The organism is Streptomyces sp. NPDC002680, from assembly GCF_042889145.1.
GTDB classification, from domain to species: Bacteria; Actinomycetota; Actinomycetes; order Streptomycetales; family Streptomycetaceae; genus Streptomyces; species Streptomyces adonidis.
In genome coordinates, this window is record NZ_JBIAQP010000019.1 from 63,765 (window position 1) to 86,937 (window position 23,173).

21 protein-coding genes are annotated in these 23,173 nt (G+C 70.1%); 13 read left to right on the forward strand and 8 right to left on the reverse strand.

The features are described from left to right. Positions 1-3 precede the first annotated feature (3 nt). Complete coding sequence (locus tag ACFYXF_RS39185; RefSeq protein ID WP_389356768.1) at positions 4-585, reverse strand: adenylosuccinate lyase; 582 nt, start codon at positions 583-585, stop codon at positions 4-6. 356 nt (positions 586-941) lie between these two features. Between ACFYXF_RS39185 and ACFYXF_RS39190 the strand changes: the two genes are divergently transcribed. The 9 genes from ACFYXF_RS39190 (at position 942) to pssA (ending at position 11,925) form a co-directional block, all read left to right on the forward strand. Then, on the forward strand, positions 942-2,747 hold the full coding sequence (locus ACFYXF_RS39190; RefSeq protein WP_389356769.1) for a 3-hydroxyacyl-CoA dehydrogenase family protein: 1,806 nt from the start codon (positions 942-944) through the stop codon (positions 2,745-2,747). A gap of 196 nt (positions 2,748-2,943) precedes the next feature. After that, positions 2,944-3,756, forward strand: a complete 813-nt coding sequence (locus ACFYXF_RS39195) for a TetR family transcriptional regulator (RefSeq protein ID WP_389357008.1) — start codon at positions 2,944-2,946, stop codon at positions 3,754-3,756. A gap of 426 nt (positions 3,757-4,182) precedes the next feature. Further along, positions 4,183-5,520, forward strand: coding sequence for a crotonyl-CoA carboxylase/reductase (ccrA, locus tag ACFYXF_RS39200; protein ID WP_389357010.1), 1,338 nt, complete (start codon positions 4,183-4,185; stop codon positions 5,518-5,520). Between the two features lie 9 nt (positions 5,521-5,529). Then, on the forward strand, positions 5,530-7,557 hold the full coding sequence (locus ACFYXF_RS39205; RefSeq protein WP_389356770.1) for a protein meaA: 2,028 nt from the start codon (positions 5,530-5,532) through the stop codon (positions 7,555-7,557). Beyond that, a complete protein-coding gene (locus ACFYXF_RS39210) occupies positions 7,554-8,519 on the forward strand; it encodes a CoA ester lyase (RefSeq protein ID WP_369031318.1) in 966 nt (321 codons plus the stop codon). Before ACFYXF_RS39205 ends, ACFYXF_RS39210 begins: the two co-directional genes overlap by 4 nt. A gap of 15 nt (positions 8,520-8,534) precedes the next feature. Further along, entirely contained in the window at positions 8,535-9,047 is a 513-nt protein-coding gene (locus tag ACFYXF_RS39215; RefSeq protein WP_383950957.1) for a MaoC family dehydratase, read from the forward strand. A gap of 2 nt (positions 9,048-9,049) precedes the next feature. Continuing rightward, positions 9,050-10,255: an acyl-CoA dehydrogenase family protein gene (locus tag ACFYXF_RS39220; RefSeq protein WP_389356771.1), complete on the forward strand. Its 1,206-nt coding sequence runs from the start codon at positions 9,050-9,052 to the stop codon at positions 10,253-10,255. 169 nt (positions 10,256-10,424) lie between these two features. Further along, positions 10,425-11,081: a phosphatidylserine decarboxylase gene (locus ACFYXF_RS39225; protein WP_053747193.1), complete on the forward strand. Its 657-nt coding sequence runs from the start codon at positions 10,425-10,427 to the stop codon at positions 11,079-11,081. Between the two features lie 22 nt (positions 11,082-11,103). Continuing rightward, positions 11,104-11,925, forward strand: a complete 822-nt coding sequence (gene pssA, locus ACFYXF_RS39230) for a CDP-diacylglycerol--serine O-phosphatidyltransferase (protein ID WP_389357012.1) — start codon at positions 11,104-11,106, stop codon at positions 11,923-11,925. Between the two features lie 78 nt (positions 11,926-12,003). Here pssA and ACFYXF_RS39235 read toward each other — a convergent pair whose 3' ends face one another. Genes ACFYXF_RS39235 through ACFYXF_RS39255 form a run of 5 tightly spaced genes read right to left on the reverse strand, consistent with a single transcriptional unit; the run spans position 12,004 to position 16,976 of the window. After that, complete coding sequence (locus tag ACFYXF_RS39235; RefSeq protein WP_389356772.1) at positions 12,004-13,275, reverse strand: ABC transporter substrate-binding protein; 1,272 nt, start codon at positions 13,273-13,275, stop codon at positions 12,004-12,006. Beyond that, positions 13,272-14,375: a branched-chain amino acid ABC transporter permease gene (locus ACFYXF_RS39240; protein WP_389356773.1), complete on the reverse strand. Its 1,104-nt coding sequence runs from the start codon at positions 14,373-14,375 to the stop codon at positions 13,272-13,274. Before ACFYXF_RS39240 ends, ACFYXF_RS39235 begins: the two co-directional genes overlap by 4 nt. Next, entirely contained in the window at positions 14,368-15,258 is an 891-nt protein-coding gene (locus ACFYXF_RS39245; protein WP_389356774.1) for a branched-chain amino acid ABC transporter permease, read from the reverse strand. The genes ACFYXF_RS39240 and ACFYXF_RS39245 overlap by 8 nt, the downstream gene beginning before the upstream one ends. Next, on the reverse strand, positions 15,255-16,061 hold the full coding sequence (locus ACFYXF_RS39250; protein ID WP_389357014.1) for an ABC transporter ATP-binding protein: 807 nt from the start codon (positions 16,059-16,061) through the stop codon (positions 15,255-15,257). Before ACFYXF_RS39250 ends, ACFYXF_RS39245 begins: the two co-directional genes overlap by 4 nt. Positions 16,062-16,076: 15 nt before the next feature. Beyond that, entirely contained in the window at positions 16,077-16,976 is a 900-nt protein-coding gene (locus tag ACFYXF_RS39255; protein WP_389356775.1) for an ABC transporter ATP-binding protein, read from the reverse strand. Positions 16,977-17,174: 198 nt separating this feature from the next. Here ACFYXF_RS39255 and ACFYXF_RS39260 point away from each other — a divergent pair, with 198 nt between their 5' ends. Then, complete coding sequence (locus ACFYXF_RS39260) at positions 17,175-18,416, forward strand: PucR family transcriptional regulator (RefSeq protein ID WP_389356776.1); 1,242 nt, start codon at positions 17,175-17,177, stop codon at positions 18,414-18,416. Between the two features lie 126 nt (positions 18,417-18,542). Here ACFYXF_RS39260 and ACFYXF_RS39265 read toward each other — a convergent pair whose 3' ends face one another. Next, positions 18,543-19,661, reverse strand: a complete 1,119-nt coding sequence (locus ACFYXF_RS39265; protein WP_389357016.1) for a glycerate kinase — start codon at positions 19,659-19,661, stop codon at positions 18,543-18,545. 209 nt (positions 19,662-19,870) lie between these two features. On the opposite strand from ACFYXF_RS39265, the gene ACFYXF_RS39270 reads away from it, so the two are divergent. From ACFYXF_RS39270 to ACFYXF_RS39280, 3 genes are read left to right on the forward strand one after another with little or no spacing between them, the layout of a single operon-like run. Then, positions 19,871-20,950: an ADP-ribosylglycohydrolase family protein gene (locus ACFYXF_RS39270; RefSeq protein ID WP_389356777.1), complete on the forward strand. Its 1,080-nt coding sequence runs from the start codon at positions 19,871-19,873 to the stop codon at positions 20,948-20,950. A 51-nt stretch (positions 20,951-21,001) separates the two neighbouring features. Beyond that, entirely contained in the window at positions 21,002-21,493 is a 492-nt protein-coding gene (locus tag ACFYXF_RS39275; protein ID WP_389356778.1) for an NUDIX domain-containing protein, read from the forward strand. Between the two features lie 59 nt (positions 21,494-21,552). Further along, positions 21,553-22,290 carry an NAD-dependent deacetylase gene (locus tag ACFYXF_RS39280; protein WP_389356779.1) on the forward strand — a complete coding sequence of 246 codons (738 nt, stop codon included), beginning with the start codon at positions 21,553-21,555 and terminating at the stop codon, positions 22,288-22,290. On the opposite strand, the gene ACFYXF_RS39285 is transcribed toward ACFYXF_RS39280, so the two are convergent. Next, positions 22,287-23,087, reverse strand: a complete 801-nt coding sequence (locus ACFYXF_RS39285; protein WP_389356780.1) for a response regulator transcription factor — start codon at positions 23,085-23,087, stop codon at positions 22,287-22,289. The two genes, ACFYXF_RS39280 and ACFYXF_RS39285, sit on opposite strands and share 4 nt — an antisense overlap. Positions 23,088-23,173 lie beyond the last annotated feature (86 nt).

The window sequence follows — 23,173 nt, forward strand, 5'->3', positions numbered from 1 at the left end:
GGCTCACCGCTGCTTGGGGATGCGCGCCAGCGCGTGCACCGCCGCCTCCGCGAGGGCCGGGTGCGCGAGGGCCTCGTTCAGGACCGGGGCCGCGCGCCGGTCCCCCAGCGTGCCCAGCCCCTCCACACAGGCGAGCGCCACCCGACGGTAGGGGTCGTGCGGTTTCAGCCGGCGGGCCAGTGTGGTGATCAGCGCGGGCACGGACTCGGGTGCGTGCAGCTCGGCCAGCAGGCGGACCGGGTGCAGGGCGTAGGCGACACGCAGCTCGTTGGTCGCGAGGGCCGCCGCCGCACGGGCCGTACGCGGGTCGCCGAGGCGGGCCAGGGCGTACGCGGCGGAGGCACAGCGCTGCGGGTCACGGTGGTTGAGGAGGAGGACGAGGGCCTCGAAGGCACGCCGGTCCCCCACGAGCCCGAGCCGGAAGGCGGCCAACTCCCTTGCCCACAGCGGCTGCCCCGGTGCGGTGAGGACATCGGCCAGCGCGTCCGGGTCCCCGGTCGCCGCCAGGTCCTCGTACTCCTTCGAGGCACCTGCCCCGGCCTCGGCCCGTAAGCGCTCCGTGAGTGATCGCAACTCTTCGTCCATGAAACCGAGGTTAGGTGCGGCAACAGGGCCGCGTGGGCAGGATCTCGGGACGTACATCACAAATTCGGGGGCTGGCGCGCTCGTTACCCACCGGTTAAGCTCAGACGAGCGAGTTACCCACTCGCATGATTGCTTACGACGGCCTGGTGACGCAGCCGTCGTGAGTGCTGGTCGGTTCGGTACGTCAAGTACCGCAGTACGGCACGGCCTTGGGACAGGGGCCGTCGGATCCACCCTTCTCCGGGCGTGTGCGCTCGCGGCCCGGCAACACCCGCACTCCTTCTCGCACCCGGTGCGCCCCTCGGCGCACCCGTCGTGCTCCCAGTCGTCACCACCCTCATTCCTGGAGTCCCGCGATGGCCACTCCCCTGTCCCACACCTCTCCGTCCGCGCTCATGACCGTCGCCGTGGTCGGCCTCGGCACGATGGGCACCGGCATCACCGAGATCCTCACCCGGGCCGGCCGCGAGGTCGTCGGCATCGACATCAGCGAGGCCACGACCGTGAAGGCCGTCGCCGCCCTGGAGTCCTCGACCGCCCGTGCCGTGGTGCGCGGCCGGCTCACCGAACAGGAGCGCGCGGACCTCCTCGCCCGCTTCCGCACCTCCACCGATCTGCGCGCGGCGGCCGACGCCGACCTGGTCATCGAGGTGGCCCCGGAGTCGTACGAGATCAAGCACCAGATCTTCCGCGCCCTCGACGACATCGTGCGCCCCGAGACGATCCTCGCGACCGGCACCAACGCCCTCTCCGTGACCCGTCTCGCGGCCGACTCGGCGCGGCCCGAGCGCGTCCTGGGCCTGCACTTCTTCAACCCGGCGCCGGCGATGAAGCTGGTCGAGGTGGTCTCGTCGGTGCTGACGGCGCCGCAGGCCGTCGCCGCGGTCACCGATTTGGCGATCGAGCTGGGCAAGGAGCCCGTCGCGGTCGGCGACCGCCCCGGATTCGTCGCCGACGGGCTGCTGTTCGGCTATCTCAACCAGGCCGCCGCGATGTACGAGGCGAAGTACGCCTCCCGGGAGGACATCGACGCGGCGATGCGGCTCGGCTGCGGTCTGCCGATGGGCCCGCTCGCCCTGCTCGACCTGATCGGCATCGACACGGCCCGTACGGTCCTGGAGGCCATGTACTCCGAGTCCCGCGACCGGCTGCACGCCCCGGCGCCCGTCCTCAAGCAGCTCAGCGAGGCGGGCCTGACGGGCCGTAAGTCGGGGCGCGGCTTCTACTCGTACGAGGCGCCCGGCAGCGCGACGGTCGTGGCGGACGCGCTGACCCCGCTCTCCGGCGCTTCCGAGACGCCCGGCCGCACGGTCCGCTCCGTCGGTGTCGCCGGCTCCGGGACCATGGCCTCGGGCATCGCGGAGGTCTTCGCCAAGGCCGGGTACGAGGTGGTCCTCGCCGCCCGCAGCGAGGAGAAGTCGCAGATCGCCAAGGCCAGGATCGGCAAGTCCCTGGCGCGCTCCGTCGACAAGGGCCGGCTGACCGCCGAGGCCGCCGCGCAGACCCTCGACCGGATCACCGCGGCGGGCTCCTACGACGCCTTCGCGGACGTCGATCTGGCCGTCGAGGCCGTCGCCGAGGACCTGGAGATCAAGCGGCAGCTGTTCGCGACGCTGGACAAGGTCTGCAAGCCGGGCGCGGTGCTGGCCACCACCACCTCCTCGCTGCCCGTCGTCGCGTGCGCCCGTGCCACCTCGCGTCCGCAGGACGTGATCGGCATGCACTTCTTCAACCCGGCGCCGGCGATGAAGCTGGTCGAGGTCGTCCGTACGGTGTTGACGGCCGACGACGTCCACTCAACGGTTCGCGAGGTCTGCGTCAAGATCAAGAAGCATGCGGTGGACTGTGGTGACCGAGCTGGATTCATCGTCAACGCATTGCTTTTCCCGTATCTCAACAACGCGATCAAGATGGTGCAGGAGCACTATGCATCTCTTGACGACATTGACGCGGCGATGAAGCTGGGCGGCGGCTACCCGATGGGCCCGTTCGAGCTGCTGGACGTGGTCGGGCTGGATGTCTCCCTGGCCATCGAGAAGGTCCTGCACCGCGAGTTCCGGGACCCTGGCCTGGCCCCCGCACCGCTCCTGGAGCACCTGGTGGCCGCGGGCTGCCTCGGCCGCAAGACGGGCCGCGGCTTCCGCGAATATGCCCGCCGCTGACGGGGAGGGCGACCGGTTCGGACAGGACCCCGGACACGGCCCAGGCCGTGTCCTCGGGCCCGGCTTCGAACCCGCCTTCGGGCACGACGAGGACTGGGGCGGACTGCTCGACCCGGCCTCGGCACCCCCGCCCGTACAGAGCGGGGGTGGCCCGGGACGTGCGCGCCACCCTGCACACATGCAGTACGTTCGGGTCATGTCCCAGGCCGCCAAGTCCTCCCGTACCACAGCCACTCCCGACGCACCGGAAAGCGCCGCGGGCAGCCGTGCCGCCGCCCAGCGGCTCAAGATGCGCCGAGAGCTGGCGGCCGCGGCGATGGAGCTGTTCTCGACCAAGGGCTACGAAGGCACCACCGTCGACGAGATCGCGGCCCGGGCCGGCGTGGCCCGCCGTACCTTCTTCCGGCACTTCCGCTCCAAGGAAGAGGCGATCTTCCCGGACCACGACGACACGTTGATCCGGGCCGAGGCGGTGCTCAACGCGGCACCCGCACACGAGCACCCCCTTGACACCGTGTGCCGCGGCATCAAGGAAGTCATGAAGATGTACGCGGCCCGGCCGGAGATCTCGGTCGCCCGCTACAAGCTGACCCGCGAGGTCCCCACCCTGCGCGAGGCGGAGATCGCGTCGGTGGCCCGCTACGAACGCCTCTTCACCCGCTATCTCCTGGGCCACTTCGACGAGCACGCCCACGACGACGACGCGAACGACGACCCGCTGCTGGCCGAGGTCGCCGCATCGGCCGTGGTCACCGCCCACAACCACGTCCTGCGGCGCTGGCTGCGCGCGGGCGGCCAGGGCGACGTCGAGAGCCAGCTCGACCACGCCTTCGGGATCGTACGGAAGACCTTCGGTACGGGCATCGGCGCCGGGCGTGACACCGCGCCCCGGACGACGCCGGCCTCGGTGACCTCGCAGGGCGAGGTGCTGGTCGCGGTCGCGCGGACCGACGCGCCGCTCGACGAGGTGATGCGGACGATCGAACAGGCGCTGAAGGAACGGTCGTAGAGAAACCGCAGGACGGAAGAGGCGGGCCGCAGGAGCTGCGGCCCGCCTCTTCCGCGTCCCGCTGCTATGCCCCGCGAGGCCTACTCTCCAGTAGCCGTTGATCGATCATCGCTCATTTGTTACGTAAAGATTTCATTTGAGGCCACTTTCTGGCACCCAGTGCCTTGCTACCTGACACGGGGTGCCATACCTTGAAGGTGTCCGGGCGGCCGGCGTGCAGAGACCATTCGTACGCCGGCTGTCCCCGCAAACCACGTGCTTGCGCGCCCGGACGCCTGCGTCACAGGCAACCTCCCGCGCCACCACGCGCTGCCGGAAACACCACCGCCGAACCGACGGCACGTCTCACCCCAACCCTCAGCAGCACCGACGTAACCCTCAGCGTCTTCCCTCAAGACGCCATTCGCCGGAGGCAACACCGTGACCGTGAAGGACATCCTGGACGCGATCCAGTCGCCGGACTCGACTCCGGCCGACTTCGCCGCCATTCAGCTTCCCGAGTCGTACCGTGCGATCACCGTGCACAAGGACGAGACGGACATGTTCGCGGGCCTCGAAACCCGCGACAAGGACCCCCGTAAGTCGATCCACCTGGACGACGTCCCGGTGCCGGAACTCGGCCCGGGCGAGGCCCTGGTGGCCGTCATGGCATCGAGTGTCAACTACAACTCGGTGTGGACGTCGATATTCGAGCCGCTGTCCACCTTCGGCTTCCTGGAGCGCTACGGCAGGCTCAGCGAGCTGACCAAGCGGCACGACCTGCCGTACCACGTCATCGGTTCCGACCTCGCGGGCGTCGTCCTGCGCACCGGTCCCGGCGTCAACTCCTGGAAGCCCGGCGACGAGGTCGTCGCGCACTGCCTGAGCGTCGAGCTGGAGTCCTCCGACGGGCACAACGACACGATGCTCGACCCCGAGCAGCGCATCTGGGGCTTCGAGACGAACTTCGGCGGCCTAGCCGAGATCGCCCTCGTCAAGTCCAACCAGCTGATGCCCAAGCCGGACCACCTGTCGTGGGAGGAGGCCGCCGCACCCGGTCTGGTCAACTCCACCGCGTACCGCCAGCTGGTGTCGCGCAACGGCGCCGGGATGAAGCAGGGCGACAACGTCCTCATCTGGGGCGCGAGCGGCGGCCTCGGCTCGTACGCCACGCAGTTCGCGCTGGCCGGCGGCGCCAACCCCATCTGTGTCGTCTCCAGCGAACAGAAGGCGGACATCTGCCGGAAGATGGGCGCCGAGGCGATCATCGACCGCAACGCCGAGGGCTACAAGTTCTGGGCGGACGAGCACAACCAGGACCCGCGCGAGTGGAAGCGCTTCGGCAAGCGCATCCGTGAGCTGACCGGCGGCGAGGACGTCGACATCGTCTTCGAGCACCCCGGCCGCGAGACCTTCGGCGCGTCGGTCTACGTCACCCGCAAGGGCGGCACGATCGTCACCTGCGCCTCGACCTCGGGCTTCAACCACGAGTACGACAACCGCTACCTGTGGATGTCCCTCAAGCGCATCATCGGCTCCCACTTCGCCAACTACCGCGAGGCCTGGGAGGCCAACCGCCTGGTCGCCAAGGGCAAGATCCACCCGACGCTCTCCAAGGTGTACGCCCTGGAGGAGACCGGGCAGGCCGCCTACGACGTCCACCGCAACCTCCACCAGGGCAAGGTCGGCGTCCTGTGCCTGGCCCCCGAGGAAGGCCTCGGTGTGCGCGACGCGGAGAAGCGCGCCCAGCACATCGACGCCATCAACCGCTTCCGGAACATCTGAGAGGCGTAAATGAGCGAGCGTCAGAAGGACCGGCCGTGGCTCATGCGCACGTACGCCGGTCACTCCACGGCCGAGGCGTCCAACGAGCTGTACCGGCGCAACCTCGCCAAGGGCCAGACAGGTCTGTCGGTGGCCTTCGACCTGCCGACCCAGACCGGGTACGACCCCGACCACATCCTCGCCCGCGGCGAGGTCGGCCGGGTCGGCGTGCCCGTCTCGCACCTCGGTGACATGCGCCGGCTGTTCCAGGACATCCCCCTGGACCAGATGAACACCTCGATGACGATCAACGCCACCGCCATGTGGCTGCTGGCGCTCTACCAGGTCGTCGCCGAGGAGCAGGGTGTCGACATCACCACGCTCCAGGGGACGACCCAGAACGACATCGTCAAGGAGTACCTGTCCCGGGGGACCCACGTGTTCCCGCCGGGACCCTCGCTCCGGCTGACGACGGACATGATCTGCTACACGGTCAACCACATCCCCAAGTGGAACCCGATCAACATATGCAGCTATCACCTCCAGGAGGCGGGGGCGACCCCGGTCCAGGAGATCGCGTACGCGATGTCGACGGCCATCGCGGTCCTGGACGCCGTACGGGATTCGGGGCAGGTGCCGCCCGAGAAGTTCGGTGATGTCGTCGCCCGGATCTCCTTCTTCGTGAACGCGGGTGTCCGGTTCATCGAGGAGATGTGCAAGCTGCGGGCGTTCGGGCGGATCTGGGACCAGGTCACGCGCGAGCGGTACGGCATCGAGAACCCCAAGCAGCGCCGTTTCCGCTACGGCGTCCAGGTCAACTCCCTCGGGCTGACCGAGGCGCAGCCGGAGAACAACGTCCAGCGGATCGTGCTGGAGATGCTGGCGGTGACGCTGTCGAAGGACGCACGCGCGCGTGCCGTACAGCTTCCGGCCTGGAACGAGGCGCTGGGGCTCCCCCGGCCCTGGGACCAGCAGTGGTCGCTGCGGATGCAGCAGGTGCTCGCCTACGAGAGCGATCTGCTGGAGTACGAGGACATCTTCGCGGGATCTCATGTGGTCGAGGCGAAGGTGGCCGAGCTGGTCGAGGAGTCGCTCGCCGAGATCGGCCGCATCGAGGAGATGGGCGGCGCGATGGCCGCCGTCGAGTCGGGCTATCTGAAGTCGCAGCTCGTGGCGTCCCACGCCGAGCGCCGGGCCCGTATCGAGTCGGGTCAGGAGAAGATCGTGGGCGTCAACATCTTCGAGTCGACCGAGCCGAACCCGCTCACGGCGGACCTCGACGCGGCGATCCAGACCGTCGATCCGGCCGTCGAGGCCCGGGTGACCTCGGCACTCCAGGGCTGGCGCGACACGCGCTACCAGCCGCCCTTCAACCACCCACGCCCGTGCAAGGCGCTGGAGCGGCTGAAGGAGGCCGCGAAGGGCACCGACAACCTCATGGAGGCCACCCTGGAGTGCGCCCGCGCCGGGGTCACGACCGGTGAGTGGGCCGGGGCCCTGCGGGAGGTGTTCGGGGAGTTCCGGGCGCCGACCGGGGTCTCGTCCGCGCCGGTCGCGGTGACCGCCGGGGAGGGCACCGCGATGGCGCTGGTGCGCCGCAGGGTGGAGGCCACGGCGCAGGAGATGGGCGTCGGCAATCTCCGCTTCCTCGTGGGCAAGCCGGGTCTGGACGGGCACTCCAACGGGGCCGAGCAGATCGCCGTACGCGCGCGTGACGCCGGCTTCGAGGTGGTGTACCAGGGCATCCGGCTCACCCCGGAGCAGATCGTGGACGCGGCCCTCGAAGAGGACGTGCACGCGGTCGGCCTGTCGATCCTGTCCGGATCGCACGCGCAGCTGGTGCCGGACGTACTGGAACGGCTCCGTGTGGCCGGTGCCACAGATATACCCGTCATCGCCGGTGGGATCATCCCCAATGGTGACGCCGAACAGCTGAGGGCTGCGGGCGTGGCCGCGGTCTTCACCCCGAAGGACTTCGACATCACCGGAATCATCGGCCGCATCGTCGACGAGATCCGGAAAGCGAACAAGCTCGACCCCCTGGAGGTCCCCGCATGACCACGCCCGTCAACCGTCTGCGCCCCCGGCGTTCCTGTCTCGCGGTCCCCGGGAGCAACCCCCGCTTCCTGGAGAAGGCCCAGGGGCTGCCGGCCGACCAGGTCTTCCTGGACCTGGAGGACGCGTGCGCGCCGCTCGCCAAGCCCGAGGCGCGGCACACCATCGTCAAGTTCCTCAACGAGGGCGACTGGACGGGCAAGACGAGGGTCGTGCGCGTCAACGACTGGACGACGGAGTGGACGTACCGCGATGTCGTCACGGTCGTCGAGGGGGCCGGCCAGAACCTCGACTGCATCATGCTGCCGAAGGTGCAGACCGCCCAGCAGGTCGTCGCCCTGGACCTGCTGCTGACGCAGATCGAGAAGACGATGGGCTTCGAGGTCGGCAAGATCGGCATCGAGGCGCAGATCGAGAACGCGCAGGGCCTCAACAACGTCAACGAGATCGCGACGGCCTCCCAGCGTGTCGAGACGATCATCTTCGGCCCGGCCGACTTCATGGCGTCGATCAACATGAAGTCGCTGGTCGTGGGCGAGCAGCCGCCCGGCTACCCGGCGGACGCCTACCACTACATCCTGATGAAGATCCTGATGGCGGCCCGCGCCAACAACCTCCAGGCGATCGACGGCCCCTACCTCCAGATCCGCAACATCGACGGCTACCGCGAGGTCGCGCAGCGCGCCGCCGCGCTCGGCTTCGACGGCAAGTGGGTGCTGCACCCGGGCCAGGTCGAGGCGTCCAACGAGATCTTCTCGCCCTCGCAGGAGGACTTCGACCACGCCGAACTGATCCTGGACGCCTACGACTTCTACACGTCCGAGGCGGGCGGCAAGAAGGGCTCGGCGATGCTCGGCGACGAGATGATCGACGAGGCCAGCCGCAAGATGGCGCTGGTCATCTCGGGCAAGGGCCGGGCGGCCGGCATGGAGCGCACGTCCAAGTTCGAAGCCCCCCTCGGTTAAGGAGCCCTGAGCACCATGCAGTTCGGACGCACCTACGAGGAGTTCGAGGTCGGCGCGGTCTACAAGCACTGGCCCGGAAAGACCGTCACGGAGTACGACGACCACCTCTTCTGTCTCCTGACGATGAACCACCACCCGCTCCACATGGACGCCAACTACGCCGAGAACACCACGGATTTCGGCAAGAACGTCGTGGTCGGCAACTACATCTACTCCCTGCTCCTGGGCATGTCCGTGCCGGACGTGTCGGGCAAGGCGATCGCGAACCTGGAGATCGAGTCGCTGAAGCACGTGGCGCCGACCTTCCACGGCGACACGATCTACGGCGAGACGACGGTCCTCGACAAGACGCCGTCCCGGTCGAAGAACGACCGCGGGATCGTCTACGTCGAGACCAAGGGCTACAAGCAGGACGGCACGCTGGTCTGCGTGTTCCGCCGCAAGGTGATGGTGCCCACCGAGACGTACATCAAGGAGCGCGGCGGCGAACAGCCCGGCCGGCCCCAGCTCAAGGAGCAGGAGAAGTAGCCATGGCGCGACTCGCCCAGACCGCCGGTCTGACCGACATCCAGCAGGAGATCCTGTCCACGGTCCGGGACTTCGTGGACAAGGAGATCATCCCGGTCGCGACCGAACTGGAGCACCGCGACGAGTATCCGCAGCAGATCGTCGACGGCCTCAAGGAGTTGGGCCTGTTCGGCCTGATGATCCCCGAGGAGTACGGCGGTCTGGGCGAGTCGCTCCTGACGTACGCGCTGTGCGTCGAGGAGATCGCGCGCGGCTGGATGTCGGTCTCCGGGATCATCAACACGCACTTCATCGTGGCGTACATGCTCAAGCAGCACGGCACGCAGGAGCAGAAGGACCACTTCCTGCCGAAGATGGCTCTGGGCGAGATTCGCGGCGCCTTCTCGATGTCGGAGCCGGGGCTCGGCTCGGACGTGTCGGCGATCACCTCCAAGGCGGTCAAGGACGGCGACGAGTACGTCCTCAACGGCCAGAAGATGTGGCTCACGAACGGCGGAACGTCCAACCTGGTCGCAGTACTCGTCCGAAGTGACGAAGGACACCCGGAGGGGACCGCGCCCCACAAGTCGATGACCACCTTCCTGGTCGAGAAGGAGGCGGGCTTCGGTGAGGTCCGGCCCGGGCTCACGATCCCGGGGAAGATCGACAAGATGGGCTACAAGGGCGTCGACACGACCGAACTCATCATGGACGGACTGCGCATTCCGGCCGATCGCGTACTCGGTGGCGCCACCGGCCGGGGTTTTTACCAAATGATGGACGGCGTCGAGGTGGGCCGCGTCAATGTGGCCGCACGTGGTTGCGGGGTCGCCCAGCGTGCGTTCGAGCTGGGTGTCTCCTATGCCCAGCAGCGTCACACTTTCGGCAAACCGATCGCCCAGCACCAGGCGATCCAGTTCAAGCTGGCCGAGATGGCTACCAAGGTCGAGGCCGCGCATGCGATGATGGTGAACGCGGCACGCAAAAAGGACTCGGGAGAACGAAACGACCTTGAGGCAGGGATGGCGAAGTACCTCGCCTCCGAGTACTGCAAAGAGGTCGTGGAGGACGCCTTCCGGATCCACGGCGGCTACGGCTTCTCCAAGGAGTACGAGATCGAGCGCCTCTACCGCGAGGCTCCGATGCTGCTGATCGGCGAAGGTACCGCCGAGATCCAGAAAATGATCATCGGGCGCAGGTTGCTCGAAGAGTACAAATTCCAGGGCTGATTGTCCGGTTCGGGGTGTTTTCTTCGAGAAGAAGATCACACCCCGTCAGCACTCTTCAGCCGCCGACTCGGCTTCCTGGCTTACCCAGTTGTGGCTGTGAGCCGCTACGATCGCCGGAAAGCCGCCGTCCCCTGATACAGCGCGGCATCATCCGCTACGAAGGTCATCCATGCCCCACAGCCAAACCTCTGCACCTCGCGACAGCCTGGCAGGCGTACGCCTGGCGCGCGGAGCATCGCCGTGGCTCCTCCCGACCGTCGCCACCGCAGCCCTCAGCCTGGTACGCGCGCGCAAGTCCGGCGCCGCCAAGGCCGTGGCCGTACCCGCCACCGCGCTGGCGGCGGGCATGCTGTGGTTCTTCCGTGACCCCGAGCGCGAGATCACCCAGGGCCGGGTCATCTCTCCCGCCGACGGCGTGGTGCAGAGCATCATGCCGTGGAAGGACGGCCGCACCCGCGTCGCGATCTTCATGAGCCCGCTCAACGTACACGTCAACCGCGCGCCCCTCTCCGGCACGGTGACGTCCGTCGAGCACATCCCCGGCGGGTTCGTTCCGGCGTTCAACAAGGAGAGCGAGAACAACGAGAGAGTCGTCTGGCACTTCGACACCGAACTCGGTGACATCGAGATGATCCAGATCGCCGGTGCGGTCGCTCGCCGCATCGTCCCGTACGTCCCGCAGGGCACGAAGGTCGAGCAGGGCGACCGGATCGGCCTGATCCGCTTCGGCTCGCGCGTCGACATCTACCTCCCCGAGGGTGTCGAGGTCGCGGTCGAGGTCGGCCAGAAGACGGTGGCAGGGGTGACTCGCATTGACCGTGATTGATCCCGAGACACAGGCCGGCTGGGTGCCGGAGGCCGACGAGGTGGGTGACGACGAGGAGGAGATGCCCCTTTCTCTCCGCCTCTCAATAGCGGACACCCTCACCCTCGGCAACGCCACCTGCGGCTTCATGGCGGTGTACTTCACCACCACCGGCATCCTGATCCCGCACCTCACCGGCAGTGACGAGTCGGGCATGGCCCGTCACTCGGCGGCGTCCGCGGTGATCCTGATGCTCTGCGCGGCGGTCTTCGACCTCTTCGACGGTCTGGTCGCCCGCAAGCTGCGCTCCTCCCCCATGGGCGCCGAGCTGGACAACCTCTCCGACCTGATCAGCTTCGGTCTGGCACCGGCGTACTTCGTCCTGGTGTACGGCATGGTCGCGGACGACGCGTACCAGAAGGTGGCCGCGGTCGGTGCGATCGTCGTCCTGCTCGCGGTCGTGCTGAGGCTCGCGAGATTCTCCTGCGTGACGGTGAAGGACGGCACCTTCCAGGGCATGCCGAGTCCCTTCGGCGCCCTGACGGTCGTCTCGATCGTGCTCCTGGAGCTGCCGTTCGTGGCCACGCTCATGGCCATCGTCGGCACCGCCTGGCTGATGGTGAGCCGGGTCGAGTACCCCAAGCCGCGGGGTCCGCTCGCGGTCGCGATGCTCTCCTGGATCGTCGCCGCGATGGGTCTCCTGGCGGCCTGGGCCTTCGACGCCCCCGGCGGCCAGCTGCTCCTCCAGACCGGCTGCGCCCTGCAGCTCGTCCTGGGCGCGGTGATCCCGCTCTTCGCCACGGCCCGCCGCGTGAACAACTTCCGCGGCAACCGCCGCGAGGCACGGGCGGCACAGCTGCCGTAAGCGACACGCTCGTACGGAGGGCCCCGAACCGGATGACGGTTCGGGGCCCTCCGCGTTGTGCGTACGGCGTCCCGGGGGTCACTCGGCCGGCGAGTAGCCCTCCGCGACGGACGACGCCTCGGACTCCCGTACGACCTTCATGCCGCCCGTGACGCTCTTGTCGGGCTGGAGGATCACGCTCTCCTTGGAGGAGGGCGATTTCGGGTCGCTGAAGTCCTGCGGGCTGCCGAAGCCGACGTCGAACGCGTTGATCGTCAGCAGGGCCTTGTCCACACCCTCGCGGGTGAGGTCCTTGCTCGCGCAGGCCTTCTTCAGTGCCTCGCCGAAGACGGAGACCGCCGTCCAGCCGGCCACCACACCGTTGTCGAGCGAGTCGCTCGGGTACGCGGCCTGGTAGTCGGCCACCAGCTTCTTGGCCTCCGGGGTGTCCGCCCCGATGGGCAGGGACGGTGAGGCGACCCAGTAGTTCTTGGAGAGGGCCGGGCCCGCCTGGGTGGCCAGGAGCTGCGGGGCGAAGGCCGAGTTGTTGCCGATGACGGGGACATTGAAGCCACCGGCCGCGGCCACACCCACCAGCGAGGCGGCCTGGCGCGGTCCCGCACTGATCACGATCGCCTTGACGCCCGCCTGCTTCAGCGCGGCGACCTGGGCGGTCATGTCGTTGTCGGTCGGCTTGATCTTCTGCTCGACGACCGTCAGCCCCGATTGCTCCGCCATGTACTTGGAGCCGACCAGGGCGCTCTCGCCGTAGTCCCCCTCGAAGTAGACATGACCGATCTTGTCGCCCTTCTTGATCCCCTTCTCATTGATCAAGAAATCGACCGCATTGATCGTCTCAATGTCGTACGTTGACCCGATCACGCGTATGTACGGGCTGCCGAGCAGCGAGGCGGCCCACGCCTGTGGCAGCACGAGGACCTTGTCCTGGCCGTCGACACGCTGTTTCACCGCCGCGACGAACGGCGAGCCGATGAACTGGGCGAACCCCAACACGTCCGGTTCCAGCTCCGTGTAGCCGGAGACTGCCTTCTGCGGGTCGTAGCCGTGGTCGCGGACGGTGAGGGTCACCTGGCGCCCGCAGACCCCTCCGGCGGCGTTCAGCTGCTTCACGTAGAGCTGCTGGGCCTGGGTGACGCTCTTGCCGAGGGTCGCGTAGACCCCGGTCATGTCGGTGAGCGCGCCGAGCGTGATCGTCTTGGCGGACACGCCGACGTCGGTCTTGACGCCGCCCGCCGAGGCCGAGCCCTTGTCGCCCCCGTCGTCGTCCTTGGCCTTGGAGCTGCACCCGGCCACTGCGAGCAGCACGGCGAGCGCGCCCGCGGCGGCTCGGGCCGCGTATCTCGTGGTCATCGTTCCTCCCCTGTTGTGCGTCCGACGCGGCGCCGGGCGGCCACCCTGACCAGGCCGCCCGGCAGGAAGAGCACCACCGCCACCACGGCGGCGCCGTACAGGTACCGGGACGCCTCGCCCGGTGCGATCCCGCCCGTGCCCGGGGCGGAGACCAGGGGCAGCGCGTCGCTGTAGCGGGTCAGCAGCTGGGGCAGCAGCGAGACGAAGGCCGCGCCGATCACCGCCCCGGAGACCGAGCCGAGCCCGCCGATGACGATCATGGCGAGGTACTCCAGCGACAGCGTGATGCCGAAGTAGTCGGGCACGGTCCGCTGGAAGACGAGGGCGAGCAGTACGCCCGCCAGCCCGGCGTACATGGAGGACAGGACGAAGACGGCGGCGCGGTAGCGGGCCACGGGCACGCCGATCACGCCTGCGGCGATGCGGTGGTCGCGGATGGCGTTCATGGCCCGCCCGGGCCGTCCGCGCAGGACGCCACGGGCGAACAGCGCGCAGCCGAGCAGGAGGACGAGTCCGGCGTACCAGAGCTTCTCGGCGGAGCCGAACGGCACGTTCGCGACGAGGAGTTCGCTGTCGTCGAAGGTGAGGCCGAAGAGGCTCAGCGGGGGTACGTCACGGCCGTTGAAGCCGCCGGTCAGCTCGCGGGCGTTGAACAGGACGTGCTGGCCGATGAAGATCAGGGCGATGGTGGCGATACCGAGGTAGGGGCCTTGCAGGCGTCCGGCGATCGGGCTGAACAGGCCGCCCGCGACGCCCGCGACGAGGGTGGCCAGGACGGCCGCGAGCCAGGTGGGCAGCCCGAGTCCGGTCAGGCCGTCACCGCCCTCCGCCGCGAAGACGCAGTAGCTGTAGGCGCCGACCGCGAGGAAGAAGGCGTGGCCCATGGAGAGCTGCCCGGTGGCGCCGGTGAGGAGGTTGATGCCAATGGCGCCGATCGCGGCGGCCATGGCGAACAGCCCGGCCAGGAGCCAGAAGCGGTCCACGTAGAACGGAAGGGCGAGGAGCAGCAGAGTGCCCGCGGCGGCCACGTACGTGCGCGCGTGCGGCTGTCGGAGTGTGCGCCGGGGCTTGGCGGCCGTGTCGGCGAGGACGTCAGACACGGGCGAGCTCCTTCGTGCCGAAGAGCCCGGCGGGCCGGACGAGCAGGATCGCGACCATGACCAGGTAGGGCACGAGGTCGCCGAGGCCGCGGCCCATGAAGGTCAGGTCGCTCTGGTAGCCGGTGGCGAGGGACTCGGTGACACCGACGACCAGGCCGCCGACTAGGGCGCCGGTCGTGGAGTCGAGGCCGCCGAGGATGGCGGCCGGGAAGGCCTTGAGCGCGGCGAGGGAGGTGGCCCGTTCCAGGCCCGGGGTCGGGAAGACGGTGAGGAACAGGGCGGCGACGGCCGCGAGTCCGCCCGCGACGGCCCAGGCACCGAGCGAGACCCGGCCCAGCCTGACCCCCATGAGAGCGGCCGTCTCGCTGTTCTCGGCCGCCGCGCGCATCGCCACGCCCCAGGTGGTGTAGCGGAAGGCGAGCAGGAAGGCCGTGATGAGGAGGGCGGCGGCGACGAAGGCGGCGATCCTGGTGTGCGCGAGGGAGATCGGGCCGAGGGTGAGGACGGCGTCGCCCCAGGGGTCGCCGAGCGCGAGGACGTCCGTACCGAGGCGGCGGGTGAGTTCGGTGGTCAGCAGGATGTCGACGCCGATGGTGACGATGGCCAGCACGCTGTGGTCGTTGCCCCGGGAGCGGCGCATGACGAGGAACTCCACGGCGGCGCCGACGAGCGCGGCTCCGGCGATGCCCGCAAGGAGCGCGGGCCAGAAGCCGATGTCGTCGTGGAGGGACGCGGTGACATAGCCGCCCGCGAGCAGCAGCGAGGCGTGCGCGAAGTTGACGACCTCGGTGGCCCGGAAGATCACGACGAAGCCGAGGGCGATGAGGGCGTAGACGGAGCCCATGGAGATGCCGTTGAGGAGCAGTTCGGCGAAGGTGCTCACGGGGTGGCCTCCTCACCGAGATAGGCCCGTACGACCTCCGGGTCGTTCTGTACGTCCGACGGGGCGCCGTCCGCGATCAGTCGGCCGAAGTCGAGCACCGTGACGGTGTCCGCGAGTCTCATCACCACCCCCATGTCGTGCTCCACCAGGACGATCGAGATGCCGAGGCTGTCGCGGACACCGGCGATGACGGCCGCGACCCGGCGCCGTTCGTCGGCGGTCATCCCGGCCACCGGTTCGTCGAGAAGCAGCAGCCGTGGCTCCATGCACAGGGCTCGGGCGAGTTCCGCGAGTTTCTGTAGCCCGTAGGGCAGGGAGCCTGCGGGACGCCCCAGGTACCCCTCCAGGCCGACGAACTCGGCGATCTCCCGCACGCGCGCGCGGTGCCGGCGTTCCTCGCGTGCCGCCGACGGCAGCCGGAGTCCGGCGGCGACGAAGCCGGTCCTGGTGAGGCGGTGGCGGCCGAGCAGCAGGCTGTCCTCGACGGTGGCGTGCGGCGGCAGGGCGAGGTTCTGGAAGATCCGGGCGACCCCGAGGGCGGCGATGCGGTGCGGGGGCATGCCGGTCAGCTCGTGCTCGCCGAAGCGGACGCTGCCGGAGGTGGCCCGGTAGACCCCGGACAGGACGTTGAAGCAGGTGGACTTGCCGGCGCCGTTGGGGCCGATCAATGCGTGCACGGTGCCGGGGTTGACCGTGAAGGTGACGTCGTCGAGGGCGAGGAGGCCGGCGAAGCGGACCGTGAGGTGGTCAACGTGGAGGGCGGGAACGGCATGGGCGTCAATGATGGACGGCGATCCGTCAATGGTGGTCAATGTGGATCAACCCTCCCATCTGGTCAACCTCGACATGGACGGGGTCAACCCGGGTGCGGCCGATCCACCCGTCGCATGCGTCGCATCCATCGCCCCGGCCGCATCCGCCGCCGCGTCCTCGTCCACCACGCCCAGATAGCGGCGCCGTACCTCGTCGGAGGCGGCGAGTTCGGCGCAGGGGCCGGAGAGGGTGACCTCGCCGACCTCCAGGACGTATGCCTGGGTGGCCAGCCGCAGGGCCAGGGCGGCGTTCTGTTCGACGAGCAGGACGGAGGTGCCCTGGGCGTTGATCTCGCGCACGGTGTCGGCGATGCGCGCGGCCATCAGCGGGGCGAGGCCCAGTGACGGTTCGTCGAGGAGCAGCACCTTGGGGGTCGCCATGAGAGCACGCGCGACGGCGAGCATCTGCTGCTCGCCGCCCGACAGCAGTCCGGCGCGCTGCTGGGCGCGGTCGGCGAGGACGGGGAACAGTTCGTGGACGCGGCGCAGGGCGGCGGCCCGGTCCGCGCGTCCGCCGCGTGCGCCGAGGGCTCCGGCGCGCAGATTGTCGGCGACGGTCATCCGGGCGAACACCCGGCGCCCTTCGGGGACTTGGGACACCCCGGCGGCCACCACGCGGTCGGGGGCGAGCCCGTCGATCCGGCGTCCGCCGAGCGTGACGGTGCCGCCGGTCGTCGCACCGCCCTGGAAGGAGAGGGTGCGGCTGATGGCGCGCAGCAGCGTGGACTTGCCCGCGCCGTTGCCGCCCAGCACGGTCACGACGGCCGCCTCGGGGACCTCCAGCGACACCTGACGCAGGGCGCGCACGGGCCCGTACCCGACCGACAGATCCCGTACGACGAGATCGGCGCCGCCCGGAGATCCCCTTCCTGAACTCCCCGGAGATCCCCTCGTTCCACCGCCCATGGCGTCCGCCCCCTCCCGCACACACGTCCGGTGTGGCGCTCACCCCAGCACCGGGACGGGCGTCCGTCCACGGGTCGCGGGCGAAACTCCGCCGAAACGTGGCCGGTGACCAGCGGACGCCACCACCCGTTGTGCGCGAGCACAACACTGCGTGTCAGAGGCCTGCCGCAGGGGCGCGGCGGGTGGCATCCTCCGCTCATGGGCCCCCGCAGAAGGCGTACCGGTCATGACTGGAAGGTGCTCGCGGAGTCCTGCGCGGCGCTGCTGGAACGGGTGCCGGAGCTGGTCGACGAGCATCTGCGGCAACTGACGGAGCACTCCCCCGTCTACGGCCAGGTCCTCCCGTACGACCAGCAGTGGCGGGAGTCGGAGGAGGCGATGCGGATCGGCATCGGGACGATCTCCGCGCCCCGGGGCTCACCGCGCCTCGACCTGGAGTACGCGGAGGACGCGGGCCGGCGCCGCGCCCAACAAGGCCTGCCGCTGGAGCTGTTGGTGCACGCGTACCGGAGTGCGGGCTATCTGGTCTGGGACGCGCTGCTGGAGGGCGCGGGCGGTCAGGAGACGGAGCGGCTCGCCGTGCTGATGCGGTCGGCGACCCTGGTGTGGTCGGCGATCGACGCGCAGGCGGCGGTGGCGTCGGAGGCGTACCGGGCGACCGAGATGGAGCTGCGGCGGCGTACGGACGAGCAGTTGCAGGCGTTGCTCGACGCGCTGCTCGACGGCCAGGAGTCGCCGGGGCTGGCCGCGCGTGCGGCGGCGGGGCTCGATCTGCCGGAGCGGGGCGCGTACGCCGTGGTGGTGCTGCGGGCGGACCGGCGGGACCCGAGGGAGGCCTTCCACCGGCCGTTGCGGGGCGCCGGGTACCGGTTCGTGTGGCGGATGCGGGCCGACCAGGAGGTGGGCGTGGTGCTGCTGGGACCCGACCAGGGGCTCGACGCGGTGGCGCGGGCGCTGAGCGGGCGGTGCTCGGGAGCGGGCGGGATCAGTCCCGTCGTACCGGGACTGGCGGAGCTGGGGCGGGCCCGGCGGCTGGCCGAACTGGCGTTGCGCACCTGCCCGCCGGACGCGAGTGAGGTCGTACGCCTTGATCAGCGCATGCCGACGGCCCTGGTGGTGAGCCAGCCGGAACTCGCGAACCGGCTGGTGGCGTCCGTCTTCGGCGCCCTGGTCGGACTGGAGCCCGCCGACCGGGAGGTGCTCCTGGAGACCCTCGACGTGTGGCTGGCCTGCGAGGGGTCGGCGGGGCGGGCGGCCGGACGCCTGTACTGCCACCGCAACACGGTCTTCAACCGATTACGACGGCTGGAACAACTGACGTCCAGGTCCCTGGCCAGGCCGCGCGACCTGATCGAGATGACGCTGGCGCTGGACGCGTATCGGTTGTCGGGGCCGGCGGGGGTGCCGGAGGAGGCCACGCGGCTCGCCGGGAGCGGATGAGGGGACGCGGCGCGGCGGGAGTGCGGGACGCGGTCGCCGGCCTCCGAGCCTCAGCCCTCCGGCCCCTCCCTCTCTCCGGCCCGCCGGCCCGCCCTCCGGCTCACCTGCTCACCTGCTCACCTGCCCTCAGACCAGGAAGTCCCGCCCGATGTTCTCCGCGACCCGTTCCAGGATCGGTCCGGCGTCGGCGATGCACTTGGCGAGGTCCGGCTCGACGTCCGTCAGGGGGTAGGCGCGGCGGATGCCGGCCCGGCCCAGGGCCTCGGGGCGCAGGGCGAGGCGGCCGCAGACCGCGACGACCTCGCGGCCCTCCGCGCGGGCCGCCGCGGCGACCCCGGCGGGGGCCTTGCCGTGCAGGGTCTGTTCGTCGAGGGAGCCCTCGCCGGTGATGACGAGGGTGGCGCGGTCCAGGGCGGGCGCGAAGCCGAGGACGTCGAGCATGACCTCGATGCCGGGCCGGAAGCGGGCGCCGAGGACCAGGGCGCCGTAGCCGATGCCGCCGGCGGCGCCCGCTCCCGGCGCGGCGGCGTACTCGGCGGCCTTCGGGCCGATCGCCGCCTCCAGGATCTTCGCGTAGTGGGCGAGGGCCGCGTCCAGGGCGGCCACGTCGTCCGGGGAGGCGCCCTTCTGCGGGCCGTACACCGCGGGCGCGCCCTTCGGCCCGGTCAGCGGGTTGTCCACGTCGCTGGCCAGCACGAAGTCGACGTCCGCGAGGCGGGGGTCGAGGTCCGAGAGGTCGGCCGTGGCGAGGCCCTCAAGGCCGCCGCCCCCGGGCGGCAGCGGCTCGCCGTCGGCGTCCAGGAAGCGGGCGCCGAGCGCGGACAGCATGCCCGCGCCGCCGTCGGTGGTGGCGCTGCCGCCGACCCCGAACACGATCGTGCGCGCACCCGCGTCCAGCGCGGCCCGCAGCAGTTCTCCGGAGCCGTACGTCGATGCCGTGAGCGGCGCGAACACGCCCGCGGGCAGCCGTTGCAGCCCGCTCGCCTCCGCCATCTCCACCACCGCGGTGCCGTCGCGCAGCGCGAACGCGGCGCTCACCTCGTGCCCGAGCGGCCCCGCGACCCGTACCTCACGCCGTTCGAATCCGGCGGCGACCGCGGCGTCCACGGTCCCGTCGCCGCCGTCGGCCACGGGCAGCGACTCGACCTCGACATGGGGGGCGGCCTTGCGCAGCCCGGCGGTCACCCGCTCGGCGACCTGTACGGCCGTCAGCGACCCCTTGAACTTGTCGGCGGCGATCAGCACCCGAGCCGCCCGCACACCCGTCACCTTCGCCGTACCCGCCGTACCCGAAGCGTCCGCCACCCTGCACATCCCTTGCTTTCCGGCCCCGTCAACGTCAGGGCAGTCGCGCCGCTGCGACCTTAACCGCAGGAGGCGCACCCCGTCATGCCTTCTTGACCGCCCACAGTCAGGGCACAGCCGACGGCCGCACATGGTGGTAGACCGGAGCCATGACCCATGCAGGCACCGAGCCCGACCTCGCGGACCGTGTTCTCGGGGGCTGGCTGGGCCGGATCGCGGGCAACATGCTCGGCAAGCCGGTCGAGCGGGGCGACTACTGGACGCGCGACCGCATCGACCGCTACTTGCGACGGACCGACGCCCTCCCCCTCACCGACTATCTGCCCGAGCCGCCGCCCGGAGCCGAGAACGACGGCTTCGAACTGCGCCCCGAGTGGCGTGAGTGCGTACGCGGCCGGATCCACGGCAGCTGCCGCGACGACGACGTCGACTACGCGATCCTCGGCCTGGACCTGCTGGAGACGCACGGTTTCGACTTCAGCACCGAGCAGGTCGGCGACCTGTGGCTGCTGCGGCTGCCGTTCCTCCAGACCTTCACGGCGGAACGCGCCGCCTACCGCAACCTCGCCGCCGGTCTCAAGCCACCGCTGACGGCCACGCACGACAACCCGTACCAGGAGTGGATCGGCGCCCTGATCCGCGCCGACATCTACGGCTGGACCTGTCCCGACGCCCCGCACCGCGCCGCCTACCTGGCCCGCAGGGACGCCGTCCTCTCCCACACGGGCAACGGCGTGTACGGGGCGATGTTCGCGGCGGCCCTGATCTCGGCGGCGTTCACGGCACCCACCGTGCGGCACGCGCTGGACACGGCGCTGACGGTGATCCCGGCGAGCAGCCGCCTGGCCCGCACGGTACGCCGGGTCATGGCGCTGCACGAGACCCGGATGACCTGGGAGGACACCCTCACCACGGTCTCCGCGGAGACCGCCGGGCTCGGCTGGATCCACACGGTCCCGAACGTCGGCGTCCTCACCGCCGGGCTCCTGTACGGCGACGGCGACTTCACCCGCACGATCACCCTGACCGTCCGGGGCGGCCTGGACACCGACTCGAACGGCGCGACCGCGGGCTCGGTGGCCGGTGTGCTGTGCGGCGCGCAGGCGATCCCGAGCCGGTGGAAGGACCCGCTGGAGGACACCGTACGCAGCGCTGTGTTCGGTTTCGACGGAGTGCGGATCAGCGAACTGGCGACGCGGACCGTGCGGTTGAGACACCCGCAGGTGTGACGGGACGCCGATGGGCGGCTGTCCGTCATCTCCCCTGGTTACGCTTCCGGGATGACCATTCAAGACTTCGCCACATACATCGCCGGCCTGCCCCGCGTCCTCGCCGGAGCCGCCGCGCTCTTCCGTGACGCCGACGGACGGATCCTGCTCGTCGAGCCCAACTACCGTGAGGGCTGGGCCCTTCCGGGCGGCACCATCGAGTCGGACGACGGGGAGACTCCACGGCAGGGCGCGCGCCGGGAGACCCAGGAGGAGATCGGCCTCGACCGGGAACTGGGCCGGCTGCTGGCCGTCGACTGGGTCCACATCGCGGGTCACATGCCGCTGGTCGCATATCTGTACGACGGTGGCGTCCTCGACGAGGAGTCCCTCAAGTCGATCAGACTGCAGGAGGAGGAGTTGCTGTCCTGGCGGCTGGTGGCCCGCGAGGATCTCGGCGAGTACCTCCTGGGTTCCCTGGGACGGCGGGTACTGCACGCCCTCGACGTGCTGGCGGAGGGCACGGGAACGGTGGAGCTGGAGAACGGGGACCGGGTGGTCTGACGGGCACCGGGCCGTTAACCGGTCGCCGCCCCCGAACCCCGCGACCTACCCTCGGCACCATGACCAAGCCCCTCGTCGCCGTCCTGAGCGGCGCCGGAATCTCGACCGACTCCGGCATCCCCGACTATCGCGGCCCCAACGGCCTGTGGCGGCGTGATCCCGAGGCCGAGAAGCTCGTGACGTACGAGTACTACATGGGCGATCCCGAGATCCGGCGCCGTTCCTGGCGGATGCGGCGCCAGAACCGGACCCTTCAGGCCGAGCCCAACGCCGCGCATCTGGCCGTGGCCGAGCTGGAGCGGGCCGGGGTGCCGGTGCGGGTGATCACGCAGAACGTGGACGGGCTGCACCAGCTCGCCGGGTTGCCGGCCCGCAAGGTGCTCGAACTGCACGGCACCGCGCGGGAGTTCGTGTGCACCGGGTGTCATGCGCGCGGGCCGATGGAGGACGCCCTCGCCCGGGTCGACGCCGGTGAGGACGACCCCGCCTGTCTCACCTGCGGCGGGATCCTGAAGTCGGCGACCGTCATGTTCGGTCAGCGGCTCGACCCGGTCGTCCTCGGGGACGCCCTCGCCATCACCAAGGCCTGCCAGGTGTTCATCGCCGTCGGGACGAGCCTCCAGGTCCAGCCCGCCGCCGGGCTCGCCGGTGTCGCCGCCGACCACGGCGCCCGGCTCGTCATCGTCAACGCCGAGCCGACCCCGTACGACGACCGGGCCGACGAGGTGATCCGGGAACCGATCGGGACCGCGCTGCCCGAGTTGCTGCGGACGCTCGTCGTCGAGGACGGCTCCTAGTCCGCCGTGGGGACCAGCCCCAGGTCGCGGGCGACCAGCACGGTGGTGAGGCGGTTGGTGGTGCCGAGTTTGCGGTAGACGCGCTCCAGGTGGGTGTTGACGGTGTGCACGGAGATCGACAGCCGACGGGCGACCGCGGCGGCCGTGAGACCTTGCGCCAGCAGGGACAGGACCGTCAACTCCCGGGGTGTGATGCCGTGTTCGACGGCCCGTTGCTCCGGCTGAGGGGTGTCCGGCGCCGACGATCCCGCGCGCAGGCGCTGCAGTTCCCTGAGGTGGCTGTCGATCCGTATCAGCAGGGGCTGGATCCGGCGGGCGTAGAGCCGGTCCTGCTCCGTCACGCGTTCACCCGTGGGCCGGCAGAGCAGGAAGGACCGGATCTGGCCGGCGGGGGCACGCAGCGGCAGGGCGATCTGGTCGTTCACGTCGAACAGGGTGCGCATGGTGCGGTAGGTGGGGGTGCGTTTCCAGTGCCCCGGGCCCGCCACATCCTCGATGCTGACCGGTATCCGCTCGGCGCAGGTGGCGTAGTGCGCGGCGATCGGGTGGGCGCCCATGTTGGCGTGCAGGAGCATGTCCCAGGAGAGGCTCTCGAACCGGGGGTCGGCGGGCGCCCACGCCCTGACGTGCCCGGCCCGCTGCATGAAGCGGACGTCGTCGAGAAACAGGCAGAGCCCGCCGTGCAGGACCTCGTTGAGTTCCGTCGTGGCGAGCGACCAGTCGGGGTCGGTGCTGTCCAGCAGAGCCACCGCGAGGTCGAGCATGCGGCGGTACACACGCGCTTCCAGGTCCGTCATGCCCGACAGAATGCCGTTGCGACCGGTCGTGCGGTCCCGGCCGTTCCCGGGGGTTCGGCCTCCGGTTGCGTGGGGACGGCGGGCGC

What these genes read in the sequence shown, in the direction of transcription:
- ACFYXF_RS39225 (WP_053747193.1), top strand. Translation starts at nt 10,425, where the DNA reads ATGCCCCACAGCCAAACCTCTGCACCTCGCGACAGCCTGGCAGGCGTA.
- ACFYXF_RS39270 (WP_389356777.1), top strand. Translation starts at nt 19,871, where the DNA reads ATGACCCATGCAGGCACCGAGCCCGACCTCGCGGACCGTGTTCTCGGG.
- ACFYXF_RS39210 (WP_369031318.1), top strand. Translation starts at nt 7,554, where the DNA reads ATGACCACGCCCGTCAACCGTCTGCGCCCCCGGCGTTCCTGTCTCGCG.
- ACFYXF_RS39190 (WP_389356769.1), top strand. Translation starts at nt 942, where the DNA reads ATGGCCACTCCCCTGTCCCACACCTCTCCGTCCGCGCTCATGACCGTC.
- ACFYXF_RS39185 (WP_389356768.1), bottom strand. Translation starts at nt 585, where the DNA reads ATGGACGAAGAGTTGCGATCACTCACGGAGCGCTTACGGGCCGAGGCC.
- ACFYXF_RS39255 (WP_389356775.1), bottom strand. Translation starts at nt 16,976, where the DNA reads ATGGGCGGTGGAACGAGGGGATCTCCGGGGAGTTCAGGAAGGGGATCT.
- ACFYXF_RS39280 (WP_389356779.1), top strand. Translation starts at nt 21,553, where the DNA reads ATGACCAAGCCCCTCGTCGCCGTCCTGAGCGGCGCCGGAATCTCGACC.
- ACFYXF_RS39235 (WP_389356772.1), bottom strand. Translation starts at nt 13,275, where the DNA reads ATGACCACGAGATACGCGGCCCGAGCCGCCGCGGGCGCGCTCGCCGTG.
- ACFYXF_RS39220 (WP_389356771.1), top strand. Translation starts at nt 9,050, where the DNA reads ATGGCGCGACTCGCCCAGACCGCCGGTCTGACCGACATCCAGCAGGAG.
- ACFYXF_RS39285 (WP_389356780.1), bottom strand. Translation starts at nt 23,087, where the DNA reads ATGACGGACCTGGAAGCGCGTGTGTACCGCCGCATGCTCGACCTCGCG.
- ACFYXF_RS39260 (WP_389356776.1), top strand. Translation starts at nt 17,175, where the DNA reads ATGGGCCCCCGCAGAAGGCGTACCGGTCATGACTGGAAGGTGCTCGCG.
- ACFYXF_RS39275 (WP_389356778.1), top strand. Translation starts at nt 21,002, where the DNA reads ATGACCATTCAAGACTTCGCCACATACATCGCCGGCCTGCCCCGCGTC.
- ACFYXF_RS39205 (WP_389356770.1), top strand. Translation starts at nt 5,530, where the DNA reads ATGAGCGAGCGTCAGAAGGACCGGCCGTGGCTCATGCGCACGTACGCC.
- ACFYXF_RS39195 (WP_389357008.1), top strand. Translation starts at nt 2,944, where the DNA reads ATGTCCCAGGCCGCCAAGTCCTCCCGTACCACAGCCACTCCCGACGCA.
- ACFYXF_RS39215 (WP_383950957.1), top strand. Translation starts at nt 8,535, where the DNA reads ATGCAGTTCGGACGCACCTACGAGGAGTTCGAGGTCGGCGCGGTCTAC.